General features: G+C 72.4%; 6 protein-coding genes. 4 read left to right on the plus strand and 2 right to left on the minus strand.

Features of this window, described 5'->3' with window-relative positions; translation table 11 throughout:
- Positions 1-302 precede the first annotated feature (302 nt).
- On the plus strand, positions 303-2,222 hold the full coding sequence (locus ACFYOU_RS15695) for an AMP-binding protein (protein WP_391306133.1): 1,920 nt from the start codon (positions 303-305) through the stop codon (positions 2,220-2,222).
- The gene (locus ACFYOU_RS15700; RefSeq protein WP_391306136.1) at positions 2,222-11,263 is read left to right on the plus strand and encodes an amino acid adenylation domain-containing protein; all 9,042 of its coding nucleotides are present in this window, start codon (positions 2,222-2,224) and stop codon (positions 11,261-11,263) included. Before ACFYOU_RS15695 ends, ACFYOU_RS15700 begins: the two co-directional genes overlap by 1 nt.
- Here ACFYOU_RS15700 and ACFYOU_RS15705 read toward each other — a convergent pair.
- Entirely contained in the window at positions 11,247-12,233 is a 987-nt protein-coding gene (locus ACFYOU_RS15705) for a fatty acid desaturase (RefSeq protein ID WP_391306138.1), read from the minus strand. The genes ACFYOU_RS15700 and ACFYOU_RS15705 overlap by 17 nt on opposite strands.
- 283 nt (positions 12,234-12,516) lie before the next feature.
- The gene (locus tag ACFYOU_RS15710; RefSeq protein WP_391306140.1) at positions 12,517-13,194 is read right to left on the minus strand and encodes a VOC family protein; all 678 of its coding nucleotides are present in this window, start codon (positions 13,192-13,194) and stop codon (positions 12,517-12,519) included.
- Between the two features lie 195 nt (positions 13,195-13,389).
- Here ACFYOU_RS15710 and ACFYOU_RS15715 point away from each other — a divergent pair, with 195 nt between their 5' ends.
- Together ACFYOU_RS15715 and ACFYOU_RS15720 are read left to right on the plus strand one after the other, a co-directional pair.
- The gene (locus ACFYOU_RS15715; protein ID WP_391306142.1) at positions 13,390-14,133 is read left to right on the plus strand and encodes a phenylalanine--tRNA ligase beta subunit-related protein; all 744 of its coding nucleotides are present in this window, start codon (positions 13,390-13,392) and stop codon (positions 14,131-14,133) included.
- A 77-nt stretch (positions 14,134-14,210) separates the two neighbouring features.
- Positions 14,211-14,789: a dienelactone hydrolase family protein gene (locus ACFYOU_RS15720; protein ID WP_391306144.1), complete on the plus strand. Its 579-nt coding sequence runs from the start codon at positions 14,211-14,213 to the stop codon at positions 14,787-14,789.
- The last annotated feature ends 103 nt before the right edge of the window (positions 14,790-14,892 follow it).

Raw genomic sequence — 14,892 nt, forward strand, 5'->3', positions numbered from 1 at the left:
GCTGACAGCCATGTTCACGGATCGGGCCGCGCCGGGTGCATCCCCCCTTTATGGGACGCCCGCCCCCTCTCAGCGGCGATTACCTTCCTGGGCATGGTGTGGGCTGCCGCCCATGTCGAGCCTCGCCGGACCACGGGCGGGACAGCGCACCGGCCCCCGGCGCGGGCCACGAACCACTCGTTCTCAGGCCCCCGGCGCAGACCGCTGTGCCAGCCGTGTGCCCGCTGCGTACGGGGGCCGTGTCCGGTCTGCCGAATCCTCCGGTCAGACCGTCGGAATCACATGCTCGGGAGGGCCACCTGATGATCGACCGCACGAACCTCCTGGTCGACATACTCCGCTCCCGGGCCGACCGGGACCCGGACGCCACCGCCTATGAACTCGTCGGCCAGGACGGGCGGACCACGGTGCTGAGCCACGGTGCGCTGGCCGGCCGGGCCGCTGCCCTGGCCGGGCAACTGGCCCGCTGTGGTGACGGCCCGGTGCTGCTGCTCTACCCCGCCGGCCTGGAGTACGTGGTCGCCGTCTTCGCCGCGATGCTGGCCGGCCGGCCGGTGATCCCCGCCTACCCGCCGAACCAGTCGTCGCTCCCGGACCGCAAGCGGCTGTCGGGCATCGTCGAGGACGCCCGCCCCTCGGTCGTCCTCGCCCCCGAACACCACTCCGACATCCCGGCGGCGACCTCACTGACCGTCCCCGGCCCGGAGGCCGACGGCACGTCCTGGTTCCGTCCGGCGGGCGCCGAGCACCAGCAGGTCGCCGTCGTCCAGTACACCTCGGGCAGCACCGGACGCCCCCGCGGTGTACTGGTTCGCCACGACAGCATCGCGGCGAACACGTCGGCCATCGCGGAGGCGTTCGGCCTCAACGCCTCCTCGCGGGGCATGACATGGCTGCCGCCGTACCACGACATGGGGCTCATCGGTGGGCTGCTCGCGCCCATGTCCGCGGGCATTCCGGTCCGGGTCATGCCCCCGGAGGACTTCCTCAAGGCTCCGCTGTCCTGGTTGCGGCAGATCACCGAGCACGGCGTCACGGTCAGCGGCGGGCCGGACTTCGCGTACCAGTTGTGTGTGCGGCGGGCGCACAACGACGCCGCTCTGGAGGGGCTGGACCTGTCGGGCTGGAGCGTGGCCTTCAGCGGCGGCGAGACGGTCAAACAGCAGACCATGGACGCGTTCGCCAAGCGTTTCGCGCCGGTCGGCTTCGACCCGGCGGCGTTCGTGCCCTGCTACGGGCTGGCGGAGGCGACGCTGATCGTCAGCGCGGGCCACTGGTCGGGGCCGACGCAGGACGCCGCCGTCAGCTGCGGCTCCCCCGTGACCGGGCAGCGCGTCGCCGTCGTGGACCCGGACACGGCCACGCCGCGCCAGGAGGGCCAGGAGGGCGAGATATGGATCGCCGGCCCGCACGTCACCCCCGGCTACCTCGGCGCCGACTCCTCGGGTCTCTTCGGCGAGTTGGACGGCGAGACGTTCCTGCGCACCGGTGACCTCGGCCGGCTGCGGGCGGGCGAGCTGACCGTCACCGGACGGGCCAAGGACGTGATCGTCTTCCGGGGCGCCAACCACCACGCGTCGGACGTCGAGGCGCCCGCCCTGGAACTGCTCGGCCGCCGGGCCGGCATCGCGGCGGCGTTCCTGGTCGACGGGGCCTCACCGGGCCCGGTCCTGGTCATGGAGGTGCGCGGTGAGCGGACCGCGGAGCTTGCCTCGCGGGTGCGCGCGGCCGTGCTCGCGGGCACCGGGCTGCCCCTCGGGATGGTGGTCCTGGTGCCGCCGCGTACCGTCCCCCGCACGTCGAGCGGGAAGGTCAGGCGGTCGCAGTGCCGGGTGGAGTTCCTGTCGGGAGCGTTCGGCGCCGCGGTCGTCGACGATCCGGGCAGGCTCGCCGCACTCTCCGCCGACCGGCCGACGTCGGCCGCGGTGACCGAACTGACCACGCTGATCTGCGGGATCGTCGCGGCGGTCCGCGATCTTCCGCAGTGCCGGCCGACGGACGGCCTGATCGATCTCGGCCTCGACTCGGTGCTGGCCGCCGAGTCCGCGGCGGTTCTGGAGGACGCGCTGCACCTGCCGGTGCCCCTGGGGACGGTGCTCTCGGCGACGACCCCGCAAGACGTGGCGAACGAGTTGGTGAGGGAATGGCTCGCCGAAGGGCGGGCGGAGGACGCGATACTCGACCGCGTCCTTTCGGTGATCAAGGGCGAGGCGGCGGCGTGATGGACCTGACGACTGGACGAAACCTGGTGGCCCGCTGGCGCGAGGCCCGGAGCACGAACGGACCCGCCTCGCTGAGCCGCGCCCAGCAGGGCATCTGGCTCTTCGAGGAGCTACACCCGCACACCCCCGCCTTCAACCTCGTCTTCGCGGCCCGGCACACGGGACCGCTCGACCACGACCGTCTGGACGAGGCGGTCACGGTACTGACCGTCCGTCACCCAGCGCTGCGCAGCTCCTTCCACGCGGGGCCGCGGGGCCCCGTCCGCACCGTGCACGCGGAGCCGACCGGACCGGTCACGCTCTGGACCGACCTGCGCGACGACCCCGGTGCCGCGGAGCAGCTCGCTGCGGACACCGCCGCCGCCCCCTTCGACCTGGCCCAGGCCCCTCTCGTGCGCGTGCACGGCATCCGGCTGGCCGACGACGAGCACCTCCTCGTGTTCGTCGCACACCACCTGGTGTGCGACGGCGGCTCGCTCGGTGTCCTCTTCGGGGAGCTGGAACACCTCTACGGCGGCGGCGCACTGCCGCTCCCACCGGCCGACGCCCCCACCGCGGTGGCCGACCCCGGCCACCTCTCCTACTGGAAGGAACAGTTGGCCGGGCTGCCCCTCCTCGACCTGCCCACCGACCGGCCGCGCACGGCGGACACCGGCCTGGAGGCCGGCTCGGTACCGGTGGACCTGCCGACCGGGCTGGTGGCCGCGGCCGAAGGGCTCGCGAAGGAGGAGGGCACCACCCTCTTCGTGGTTCTCCTCGCCGCCTACCAGCTGCTCCTCGGCCGCCACACCGGGCAGAGCGACTTCGGCGTGGGCACGGCCGAAGGCGGCCGCGCCCGCCCCGGTGCACACGGCGTCGTCGGGCTGCTCGCCAACCCGCTGGTGCTGCGCACCGACCTGTCGGGCCGCCCCACCTTCCGCGACCTGGTACGCCGCGCCAAGGACACCGGTCTCGCCGCCCTCGCGCACCGTGACGCTCCGTTCGAGGACGTCGTCGCCGCCCTCGCCGCCGACCGCAGCACGGACCGCTCGCCCCTGTTCCGCACCCACTTCGTCTACCACGGAGCGCTCGGCACCGCCCGGCTCGGCGACTCCCCGCTGCGACCGGTGCGGCTGCCGCGCCAGGCCACTCCGCACGACGTCGAGCTCCACCTCTGGCGTGACGGTGAACAGCTGTGGGGCACGTGGGACTACAACGCCGACCTCTTCGACGCGCCCGGCGCGGGCCGGATGGCCGAGCGGCTGCACGTGCTGCTCGCCGAGGCGCTCGCGGCCCCGGACCGGCCCGCCGCGCATCTCGACCCGCACACCGCCGAGGACCGCGCGTTCCTCGCCCGGTGGGGCGCCGGTCCCCAGCCCGAGACCGCACCGGCCCGCCTCACCGATCTGTTCGCCGCGCAGGTCGCCCGGGTGCCGGACGAACCCGCGGTCACCGACGCCCGGCAGCGTCTCACCTACCGTCAGCTGGACGAGCGCTCCAACCAGCTCGCCCATCTCCTGCGGGCCGGCGGCACGGGTGCGGGGGACATCGTCGGCATCCAACTGCCGCGCACCATCGACCTCGCCGTGGCGATGCTCGGCATCCTCAAGGCCGGCGCCGCCTACCTTCCGCTCGACCCGGCCTACCCGGCCGCGCGCATCGCGTTCATGCGCCAGGACAGCGGCGCCCGCACGGTCCTTGCCGCACTCGACCACGAGGCCCTGGGCCGGCAGCCGGTGACACCGGTCACCGACCCCGGCGCGCGACCCGACTCCCTCGCCTACGTCCTGTACACCTCGGGTTCGACCGGCAACCCGAAGGCCGTCATGCTCACCCATGCGAGCACCGTCGAGATGGTGCGCTGGGGACTGCACGAGTACACCGCCCACCAGTTGTCGCGGGTGCTCGCGTCCACGTCGATCTGTTTCGACGTGTCGGTCTTCGAGTTCTTCGGCCCGCTCAGCGCGGGCGGGACGGTCGTCGTCGTGGACGATCCGCTCGCCCTGCTCGCGCCGGACGCCCCCGACGTGACCCTGATCTGCACGGTGCCCTCCGCCGCACGGGAACTGGTCGCCGGCGGCGGCCTGCGCGGCACGCCCAAGGTGATCGGCCTCGGCGGCGAGGCCGTGCCCGGCGCTCTCGCGGAGGACCTGTACGCCACCGGTCACGTCGAGGCGGTGTACAACCTCTACGGCCCGAGCGAGGACAGCACCTATGCGACCTTCTCCCGCATCGCCCGCGGCGAACGGCACCCGGCCATCGGACTGCCGCTCCCGCACGAGCGGGCCTACGTGCTGGACAGCGAGCTCCGCCCGGTGCCGGTGGGTGCCGTCGGCGAGCTGTACCTCAGCGGGTCGGGCCTGGCCCGCGGCTATCTCAACCGCCCGGCCCTGACCGCCGCACGGTTCGTCGCCGACCCGTTCGTCCCGGGTCGGCGGATGTACCGGACCGGTGACCTGGTCCGGTACCGTCCGGACGGCGAACTGGCCTACTTGGGGCGCCAGGACTTCCAGGTCAAGGTGCGCGGGCAGCGCGTCGAGCTGGGCGAGATCGAGGCGGCCCTGCGCCGCCGTCCCGAGGTGGACGACGCCGTCGCCACGATGCACGGTGACCGCCTGGTCGGCTACGTGACCGCCAAGGCGCCCGCCCCCATCGACCACGGCGAGCTGCGCGACCAGCTGCGCCGAACCCTGACCGACGCGATGATGCCGTCCGTCTTCGTCGTGCTCGACGCCATTCCGCGCACCCCCAACGGCAAGGTCGACCGGCACGCCCTGCCCGCACCCGTGCGGGCGGGCGGCCGGGGCGAGCCGCCCCGCACCGCGGCCGAGGAACTCGTCGCCGAGGTCTGGCGCGAGGTGCTCGGGGTGGAGACCGTCGCCCGTGACGACGACTTCTTCGATCTGGGCGGGCACTCCCTGCTCGCCGGGCAGGTGCTCAGCCGCCTGCGCGAGCGTGCCGGGGTGGACGCGTCCGTACGCCTGATCTTCGAGCGCTCGGTCCTGTCCGAACAGGCGGCCGCGCTGCGGGACTCCGGCACCCGACCCGTGCCGACCGCCACACCCCGCCGCCCCGGTCCCGACGGGACCCGACTGGCCCCGGTGACCGACGGACAGCGGCGGCTGTGGAGCCTGTGCCGGATGGACCCCGCCGCTCACCGGGCCTGGCTGATGCAGGGGGCGCTGCGCCTGGACGGCGCGATCCGCCCGGACCTCCTGGACCAAGCGCTTCGTACCGTCGTCCGACGTCACGAGGCGCTGCGCACGACGTTCCGCGAGACGGACGGAGAGCTGGAGCAGCTCATCCACCCCGCGCCGCTCGCGGGGCTCGAACGGGCGCGGCTGAGCAGCCCGTCGGAGCTGGCGGGCCTCGCCGAGGAGGCGGCGTCCGGACTCGACCTGGGCGCGGGCCCCTTGCTCCGTGTCCACCTGGCCGAACTGGGCGCGCACGAGCACATCCTGTTGCTCACCGTCCACCACCTCGTCGCCGACGGCTGGTCCCTCGCCGTCCTGGGCGAGGAGATCGGCCGGGCGTACACGGCGCTGGCGCAGGACCGCGTCCCCGAACTGCCGGAGCTGGCACTCCAGTTCGCCGACTACGCCGCCTGGCAGCGGGAAGCGGGGGACAGCGGCGCGCTCGCCCCCCACATCGCCTACTGGGGCCGGCAGCTGGACGGCGTGGCCCCGTTGGAGCTGCGTACCGACCGGTTGCGGTCGGCCCGCCCGAGCTACCGCGGCGCCCTGGTCCGCCGCCGGGTCCCCGCCGACGTCGCACGGCAGTTGCACGCGCACGGGACGGAGCACTCGGCCAGTCCGTACATGGTGCTGCTCTCGGCCTTCCTGGTGCTGCTCCGCCGCCACAGCCAGCAGACGGACATAGCCGTCGGTTCGCCCGTCGCGGGCCGCGGGCACAGCGATTTCGAACGGCTCGTCGGGTTCTTCCTGCACACCGTCGTCCTGCGGGCCGAGGTCGACGACGACACCTCCTTCATCGGGCTGCTCCAGCAGGTCCGCCGGACGGTGCTCGACGCCCTCGACCACCAGGACGCGCCGTTCGAGGCGATTCTGGACGAGCTCGACCTGCCCGCCCGGGGCCCGAGCCGCACCCCGCTGTTCGATGTGATGTTCAACTACCTCAACCAGCCCGCCCCCGGGTTCACGGCGCCCGGCCTGACCGCCGAACACCTCCCGCCCGAGCGGCTGCCCGCCAAGTACGACCTGGAACTGTACGTCGAGGACCTGCCCGACGGCACCGTCGACCTGCTGCTCAACTACAGCCAGGACCTGTTCGAGGCCGACACCGCCGAGGCCATGCTCGGCCAGTACGTCACCCTGCTCACCCAGGTCGCTGCCGACCCGTGCTCCCCGGTGGGAGAGCTGCGCCTCACCCAGGGCTCCGGCATCCCCCTCACGCCGTCCGTCGCCCCGGAGGGCGGCACGGTGGCCGACGGGTTCCTGCAGCGGGTGGCGCTCCACCCCGACCGGACCGCGCTGTGGACCCCGGACGGCACCCTCAGCTACGCCGAACTCGACCACCGCGCGCGCGTGCTGGGCGGCGCCCTGCGCGCACGGGTGGCGGCCGGCCACGGACGGGTCGGCATCCTCTGCGGGCAGGGGCTCGAAGTCCCCGTGGCGATGCTCGGCATCATGGCGGGCGGCCACGCCTACATGCCGCTCGACACCAACGCGCCCGAGGGCCGTCTGGCGCAGCTCGTCGAACTCACGGACGCCGACGCCATCGTCACCGATCACGCCAACCGGGCCCTCGCCGAGCAGATCGCGGCCGGCCGGCCCGTGCTCGACGTGAACGACACCACCACGCCTCCGCTGGACGCCTGGTCCCCGCTCGACCCGGACGCCGTCGCGTACGTCCTGTTCACCTCCGGCTCCACCGGGCAGCCCAAGGCGGTCGTGCAGAGCCACCACAACGTGGCCCGGCACGTGTACGCCTACGCCGACGTGCTCGGCGTGCGGGAGACCGACCGACTCACCATGGTCTGCTCCTACACCGCCGACGGCGCCGGTCAGGACCTCTACTCGGCGCTCGTCCACGGGGCCACCGCCTGCCCCATGGACCTGCGCCGGGACGGGGCCGGAGCGGTCCGTGAAACGCTGGCCCGCTCCGGGGCGACCATCTACCACTCCACCCCGACCGCGTTCCGCGAACTCGCCACCGCCCCCGGCGCCGCCGACTGGCCCGACACCCTGCACACCACCGCGTACGGCGGAGAGAAGCTCACCCACGACGACGTCACCTTCGTGCGGCGGAAGCTCCCCGGCTGCACGATCGTCAACGTGTACGGACTCACCGAGTGCAGCGTCGCCCTGATGCACGTCATCCAGCCCGGCGAGGCACTCCCTCGCGCGTCGGTCTCCATCGGCCGCCCGATCCCCGGCGTCGACGTCCACCTGCGGGGCGCGGACGGCCGCCCCGCCGAGCTCTTCGGCGAGATCATCTGCTCGGGGCCGTCCCTGGCACTGGGCTACCTCGATCCCGCCCAGACGGCAGCCGTCTTCCACGACGGCCCCGAGGGCCGCAGCTACCACACCGGCGACCTCGCCTGGCTGCTGCCCGACGGCTCCCTGGAACTCGTCGGCCGCCGCGACGGCCAGGTCAAACTGTGGGGCCACCGCATCGAGACGGGCGAGGTCGAAGCCCGGCTGCGGGCCCTGCCCGGCGTCACCGGCGCCGCCGTCGTCCCGGTCACCGACCCGGCCGGACAGCTCCAGCTCGCCGGATACTTCACCGGCACGGCCGAACAAGCGGACCTGCGGGCCCAGTTGTACGCCATCCTGCCGCACTACATGGTGCCCAGGGTCCTCGTCCCCATGGCGAGCCTGCCGTACACCCGGACCGCGAAGATCAGCCGCACCGAGCTGCCCGCGCCCGACTGGTACGCACCCGCCCGGTCCGCCCCGCCCCGTACCCCCACCGAGCAGGCCATCGCCGACGTCGTGGGCGAGGTCCTCGAGGTCTCCGCGGTCGGCCGGCAGGACAACTTCTTCGACCTGGGCGGCCAGTCGTTGCAGGCCTCGAAGGTGGTCGGCAGGCTGCGCGAGACCCTCGGCGTCGAGGTGTCCGTCCGGCAGATCTTCGAACTCGGCACGGTCGAGCGCATCGCCGCCGCCCTGGTGCCCAGCCGTCCGGGGATCCAGCCGCGCGAGCCGGGCACCGAGGCCGTGCTCTCCTACGACCAGCGGCGGCTGTGGCTGGAGGACCAGCTGCGCTCCTCCGTCGCCTACAACGTGCACGGACGGCAGCGGCTGTTCGGCAGCCTCGATGTGGCGGCCCTTGAGCGCAGCCTCCGGGCCATCATCGCCCGGCACGAGACACTGCGCACGACCTTCCCCGTGGTGGACGGGCGCACCGTCCCATCGGTGGCGGACCCCGACGAGGGCTGGAGCCTGACCACCGAGGACCTGAGCGGCTTCGCCGGCGACCGCGAGAGCGCGGCGCTCAAGCTCGCGGACGAACAGGCCTCCACCGCCTTCGACCTGGCGAACGGCCCCCTCTTCCGCTGCGTGCTCGTCAAGCTCGCCGACGACGAGCACCTGCTGAGCATCACCCTCCACCACATCGTCTCGGACGCCTGGTCGATCCAGCTGTTCCTCGGGGAACTGTCGCGCCTGTACGAGGCGGGCGGCGACGGCGACGCCGCCGGACTCACCCCGCTCACCGTCCAGTACCGGGACTACGCGGCATGGCAGCGGGAATGGCTGACCCCGGAGAAGCTGGAGGCCCAGGTCGGTTACTGGCGCCAGCACCTCGAAGGCGCCCCCGCCACTCTCGACCTGCCGGTCGCACGGCGGCGCACGCCTGCCCAGGGCGCCGAGGGCGGCCGGGTGTGGGCGGACCTCACGGCCGAGGAGACGGCTGCGCTGCACGAGCTGTGCCGCTCCCACGGCGTCACCCCGTTCATGCTGCTCCTGACCCTGCTGACCACGGTGCTGCGCCGCTGGTCCGGCCAGGAGGACCTGGTCATCGGAGTGCCGGTCACCACACGCAACGACGCGGCGACGACGGACCTCATCGGCTTCTTCGTCAACACGCTTCCGCTGCGCGTCGATCTCTCCGGTGCCCCCGCCTTCGACACGCTCCTGGGCCGGGTGCGGAAGGTCGCCCTCGACGGGTACGCGCACAACGAGGACACCCCCTTCGACGTGCTCGTGAACGAACTCCAGGTACCGCGCGACCCCCACCACACCCCCCTGTTCCAGGTCGTCCTCAACATGGTGGAGAGCACCTCGGAGGACTGGGAACTGGCCGGTGTCTCCGTGCGGAACGTGGAGCCGCCCGCCCTGCCCAGCAAGTTCGACCTCACCCTGACCGCCCACATGTCCGACAGCGCGGTCAAGCTCGAACTCGTCCACCACCGGGACCGGTACGACGCCGCTCTGATGCGCGCCCTGCTCGAACAGGTGCGTACCCTGCTGACCGGCGCCGCGGCCGACCCGGCACGCGGCATCCTCGACTACCCGCTCCAGGTGCCCGAGGCGGACGTCCCGACCGCCCAGGCCCCGGCCGTGGCACCTCGTCCGCAACTCCCCGCACCCGACGGGATCGCGCTGACGGACAGCGCCGGTTCCTGGACGTACGCGCAGCTGTACGCGGCGTCCGAGCGAGTCGCCCAGAGCCTCACGGTGCGCGAGGACGGGGACGTGGCCGTGATCAAGCGGCGCACTGCGGGCTTCGCCGTGGCGGCACTCGGCTGTGCTCTGGCGGGCGTCCCCCTCTCGGCGGTGGCGGCCGACGCGGGCCTGACCGACCACCCGTTCATCACCACGGTCCTCGACCCGGCTCCGGGCGCAGACACCCCCGAGGGGGCGATCGACGTACGCGCCCTGCTCGAAACACCCGGGGACGGGGTGGTGCCCGTCGAGGAGGACTGGACGCTCGGACGGTACGACCTGGGCCGACAGGACCGGTTCACCGTGCTCTCCGGCGGTTCCGGCGCCATGATGTCCGCGTTCAACGCGTCCCGGGCGGCCGGTGCCACCCTGATGGTGCCGGACGAGGCGGTCGCCGGTGATCCTGCGGCCCTGTCCGCATGGCTGCGGGACGGCGGCGTCAGCGTTCTCCACCTGACCCCGCCGCAACTGCGTGAGCTGGCGGCGCACGGGGCGCGGCTGCCCGCACTGCGCTACGTGTTCGTCGACAACGACGCCAGGCTGACCTCCCACGACGTGGAGCTCGCGCGGCACGTGTCGGCCTCCTGCAAGGTCGTCGCCCTCTACCGGGTGGCGGCCACGGGCCGTCCGCTGGCCGCTTTCGACGTGCCGGACGACTGGTCGCCGGAGACCGCGCCCCTGCGCGTTCCCCTCGGCGCGCGCGTCGACGGCGCTCGTGTCGAGCTGTTGAGCGCAGCGGGACGTCCCGTCGCGCCCGGTGAGATCGGCGAGATCCGCTCCGAGACCCGGCACACCGGCGACCTGGGGCGCCGGCTCCCCGACGGAACGGTGGAGTTCGCCGTCGCGGCCGGTACCCGGACGGACCTGGTGGAGGTGGTCGCGGCGCTGCGGGACCTGCCCGCCGTCCGAGACGCCCTGGTGACCGAAGTCGTCGGACCGGGCGGCCAAGTGCAGCTCGTCGCCTTCGTCGCCGCCGAAGAGGGTGCGGTCAGCGTCTCGGAGCTGCGCCGGCAGCTCACCACCCGGGTCCCGGAACTCCTGATGCCCCAGCATCTGGTGATGCTCGAACAGCTGCCGCTCACCCCCGACGGCGACTACGACCTGCTCAGCCTGCCCGACCCCTCCGGGGACGACCCCACCGACCTGTACGTCGCGCCGCGCACACCGGTGGAGCGCCGGCTGGTCGAGGTGTTCGAGGAGTTGCTCGACATCAAGGGCGTGGGCGTCCACCACACCTTCTTCGAGCTCAACGGCTTCTCGCTGCTCGCGACCCAGCTGGTCTCCCGGATCAGGGAGACCTTCCGGATCGAACTGGCGCTGCGGGAGGTCTTCGAGTCGCCGACGGTCGAGAGCCTGGCCCAGCTGATCGTCCGCTCCCAGGCCGAACAGGCGGACGCGGACGCCCTGGAGGCACTGCTCAGCGAGCTGGAGTAGCCTCCGCGGCCCGAGGGATCTTGAGTACGCCCCGGCGGATCCGTATCCGCCGGGCGTACTCGGGGTCCCGCTCCATCAGCATCGCGTGGGTACGGCGCAGGCTGTGATGGGGGATGCCGGGCCACAGGTGGTGGACGGTGTGGTAGCCGTCGGCGTGCGGGTGGACGAGCACCCGCTGCACGAGCCCGACGTTGGAGACGGTGGCGTCGAAGACGGTGTCGGAGTCGGAGTAGACGTGCTCGTCGGCCTCGGCGATCAGCCTCAGCACCGGAAGCACGACGAAGACCGAGACGAGCCAGAGCCCTTCGGCGGCGACGGCGCCGGTGAGGCCCGCGCCCAGCCATGTGGGCAGGGCGACGAAGGCCGCGCTCCACACCAGCATGCCGGCTGTCACCGGCAGGTCGGAGCCGACCTCGCGCACCCAGCCGAGCTGGTACCGGACGGCGCGGGCGAGCACGGACGCGGTGAACGCCGCGGCCGACGAGCGCCGCATCCCCTCAAGGTCGAGTTCGGCGTAACGCCGGCGGTCGGGGTCGTCGCTGGTGCCGAACCTGCCGTGGTGTCGCAGGTGGCTCTCACGGTAGGTGGCCAGTCGTCCGCCGGTCGGCAGGCCGACGAGCAGGAACCCTAGGACGTCGTTCCAACGGCGATGGTGGCGGGCCCAGTTGTAGTGCGACGCCTCGTGGGTGAGATTCTCCAGTGCCCGGAGCTGCCGAGCGACGACGAGACAGCCGGCCAGGGCGAGGGGCAGAGCCGCCCACAGGCTCATCGAGACCAGAGCCCACCCGCACACCACGGCCACCGAGACCGCGATCAGCGCGTCGAGTGCCGCACAACAGGCGGTGAGCACGGGGCGGGTCCGATGGGCAGCGGCGATCTCGGCGCGCAGCGCCGGGGGCAGACGATATCCCTTCCGGTACGGCTTCTCTTCCTCCGGTCGGGCGGCGGGGTGTGTCAGGTGCGACGTCATCGATTTTCCCCCGGCAACAATGGAACAAAGTCCGTCTATTGCTGGGGGAGCGCACGGGTGCGTCGCAATGCCCTCGGCATACCTGCCGTGAATGCGGAGCAGCCAACTTATCGACTCAGCCAGTCCCTTGCGCAGTCGCGACGACAATGGCCACGAATACCCCGCAGCACTTCCTTATCTCAAGCGATGCTATTGACTCGGGCCATCCACTTCCTGTCCCCTTTACCGGGGACCCTCGGCCCTCACCTGGTCAGGTCCGTCGGAGGCAAAGGGGAAGGGGCCTTCAGACGCGGCCGAGGGCCGTGCAGACACAGACCCGGTTGCCGTCGGGGTCGGCCAGGACCGTGTACGACGGCGCGTGACTGTCGTCGAACACCGTGCCCCCGCAGTCGAGCGCGGCGGCGATACGGCCCTGCGCCGCTTCCGGCGCCAGCCAGAGGTCGATGTGCCAGCGCTGACGGGGAGCCGGATGCGCCTGCGTGTGCTGGAACCATGTGCTGGGGACGCGGTTCGTCGGGTCGAAGACCGTGTCGAGCACGGGCGTGTTGCCGGGGTCCCCGGTGAGCAGCGCGGCCCAGAACGGCCCCGACACCGCCACCGAGGGCGCGTCGAGGACCAACTCGATCTGGGTGACCTCGTCGGGAACGGCACGCAGACCGTGCTCCACCGCGAGCGCGCTGATGGCGCGCGCCCGCTCCAGTTCCTGGTCCGTCACCTGCCGCCGCCCGCTGTCGGGGTGCACGGTGTAGAGCGTCACGTTCACGTACCCGGGCTCCAGCCGGATGTCGGGGATGGTGTAACCGGCGGCGGCCGCTTCGCGTGTCACGGCCGCCACGAACTCGGCGCCGCGCACGGCGTCGGCGCCGGCGAAGCGAGCCGCGAGAGGCTGGGCGAGCTTCCGCCACTCGGGCAGTCGGCCGGCTATGGCCGCGAGGACGTCCTGAACTCCGAGTGCAGTCACGCCTGTCATGATGCCAGCCGTACGAGGAGCCGGACCGGTCGGCGGATCACCGTCCGCCGAATCCCGGTCGCGCACCCCGTTACCATCCAACCCACCGCGCGTGGCCGGCCCACACCAAGCCTGCCGCACGTCAGCAGGGCGACCGACGCAACCGCCCCGGGACACCATCACCTCCCCGCCAAGGACCGCACCTTCATGACCGTCTTCCGTATCGCCCCCGCCGTCGCCGACGCCTTCCCCGGCACCCTCATCGCCCTGATCACCGCCACGGGCCTGCGCGGCCGCGAGCCCTGGCCCGGCACGGCCGGCGTCCTGGAGGACCTGGAACGCCAACTCGCCGACGGCTCCTGGAGTCCGGCCGACGAGAACGATCCCCGTATCGAGGCGTGGCACACCGCGTACCGTTCCTTCGGCACCAACCCCCGTCGCCTCCGTCCCAGCGTCGACGCGCTCGGCCGCCGCATGGCGAAGAAGGGCACCCTGCCGCGCATCAACCCGGCCGTTGACACCTACAACAGCGTCTCCGTCCGTCACGGGCTGCCCGCAGGCGCCTTCGACCTGGAGCAGATCAAGGGTGACATCGAGATCCGATACGCGGACGGCGACGAGGAGTTCACCCCGCTCGGCGAGCCGGACACCGTGGAGAACCCCAAGCCCGGCGAGGTCGTCTACGCCGACACCGCCGGCGTCCTGACCCGCTGCTGGAACCACCGCGACGCCCACCGCACCCGCGTCACCGAGGACTCCGCCGACGTCGTCTTCGTCCTCGAAACCCTCCAGGAGTCGACGCACGGGCACCTCCTCAGGACGGCGGCACAGGAACTGCGGGACCTGCTCACCCCGCATGCGGAGCAGACCGCCGTGCACCACCTCTCCCCGGCCGCGCCCCGGACCGACGTGCGAAGCGTCCGTACGCACCGCCCGGACGCGTCCCGTTGAGCCCCTCCTGTCCCGGCACTTGTGCTCATACTTGTGTTCCGGTGCCACCCGGGCACCGGACGAGGAGAGAGAGCGACATGGCTGAGGTACTGGTCCTCCACCACGGACACGGACTGACCGCCGGCGTCCGTGAGTTCACCGAAACGCTGCGGAAGGCCGGACACACCGTCCACGTGCCGGATCTGTTCGAGGGGAGGGAGTTCGCCACTCTGGAGGAGGGCATGGAGTACGCCGAGGGCGTCGGGATCGACACCGTGACCGAGCGCGGCACCGCCGCCGCCCAGGAGCTGCCGGCCGCCCTCGTCTACGTCGGTTTCTCGCTCGGCGTCCTGCCGGCGCAGAAGCTGGCCCAGACCCGCCCCGGCGCGAAGGGAGTGCTGTTGCTCGAAGCCTGTCTCCCGGTGTCGGAGTACGGCGACACCTGGCCCGAGAACCTCCCCGTCCAGGTCCACGGCATGGACGCGGACCCCTTCTTCGCAGAGGAAGGCGACGTGGACGCGGCCCGCGAACTCGTCGAATCGGCGGCGGACGCCGAGCTGTTCACCTACCCCGGTGACAGGCATCTGTTCACCGACAGCAGCCTGCCCACGCACGACGAACACGCAGCGGCTCAGGTCACGAAGCGGGTGCTCGACTTCCTCGACCGCGTCGGTTAGTTCTCCGACGGACGTCGGCGCCCCTCTTGGTCGAGCGTCCTCGCCGGACCGGGTCCGGTCGGTGAGGACGTGCCCATGAGGTGCTTTCGGCTCGGCGGCGGTA

This window comes from Streptomyces sp. NPDC005955, from assembly GCF_042871255.1.
Taxonomy (GTDB): Bacteria; Actinomycetota; Actinomycetes; order Streptomycetales; family Streptomycetaceae; genus Streptomyces.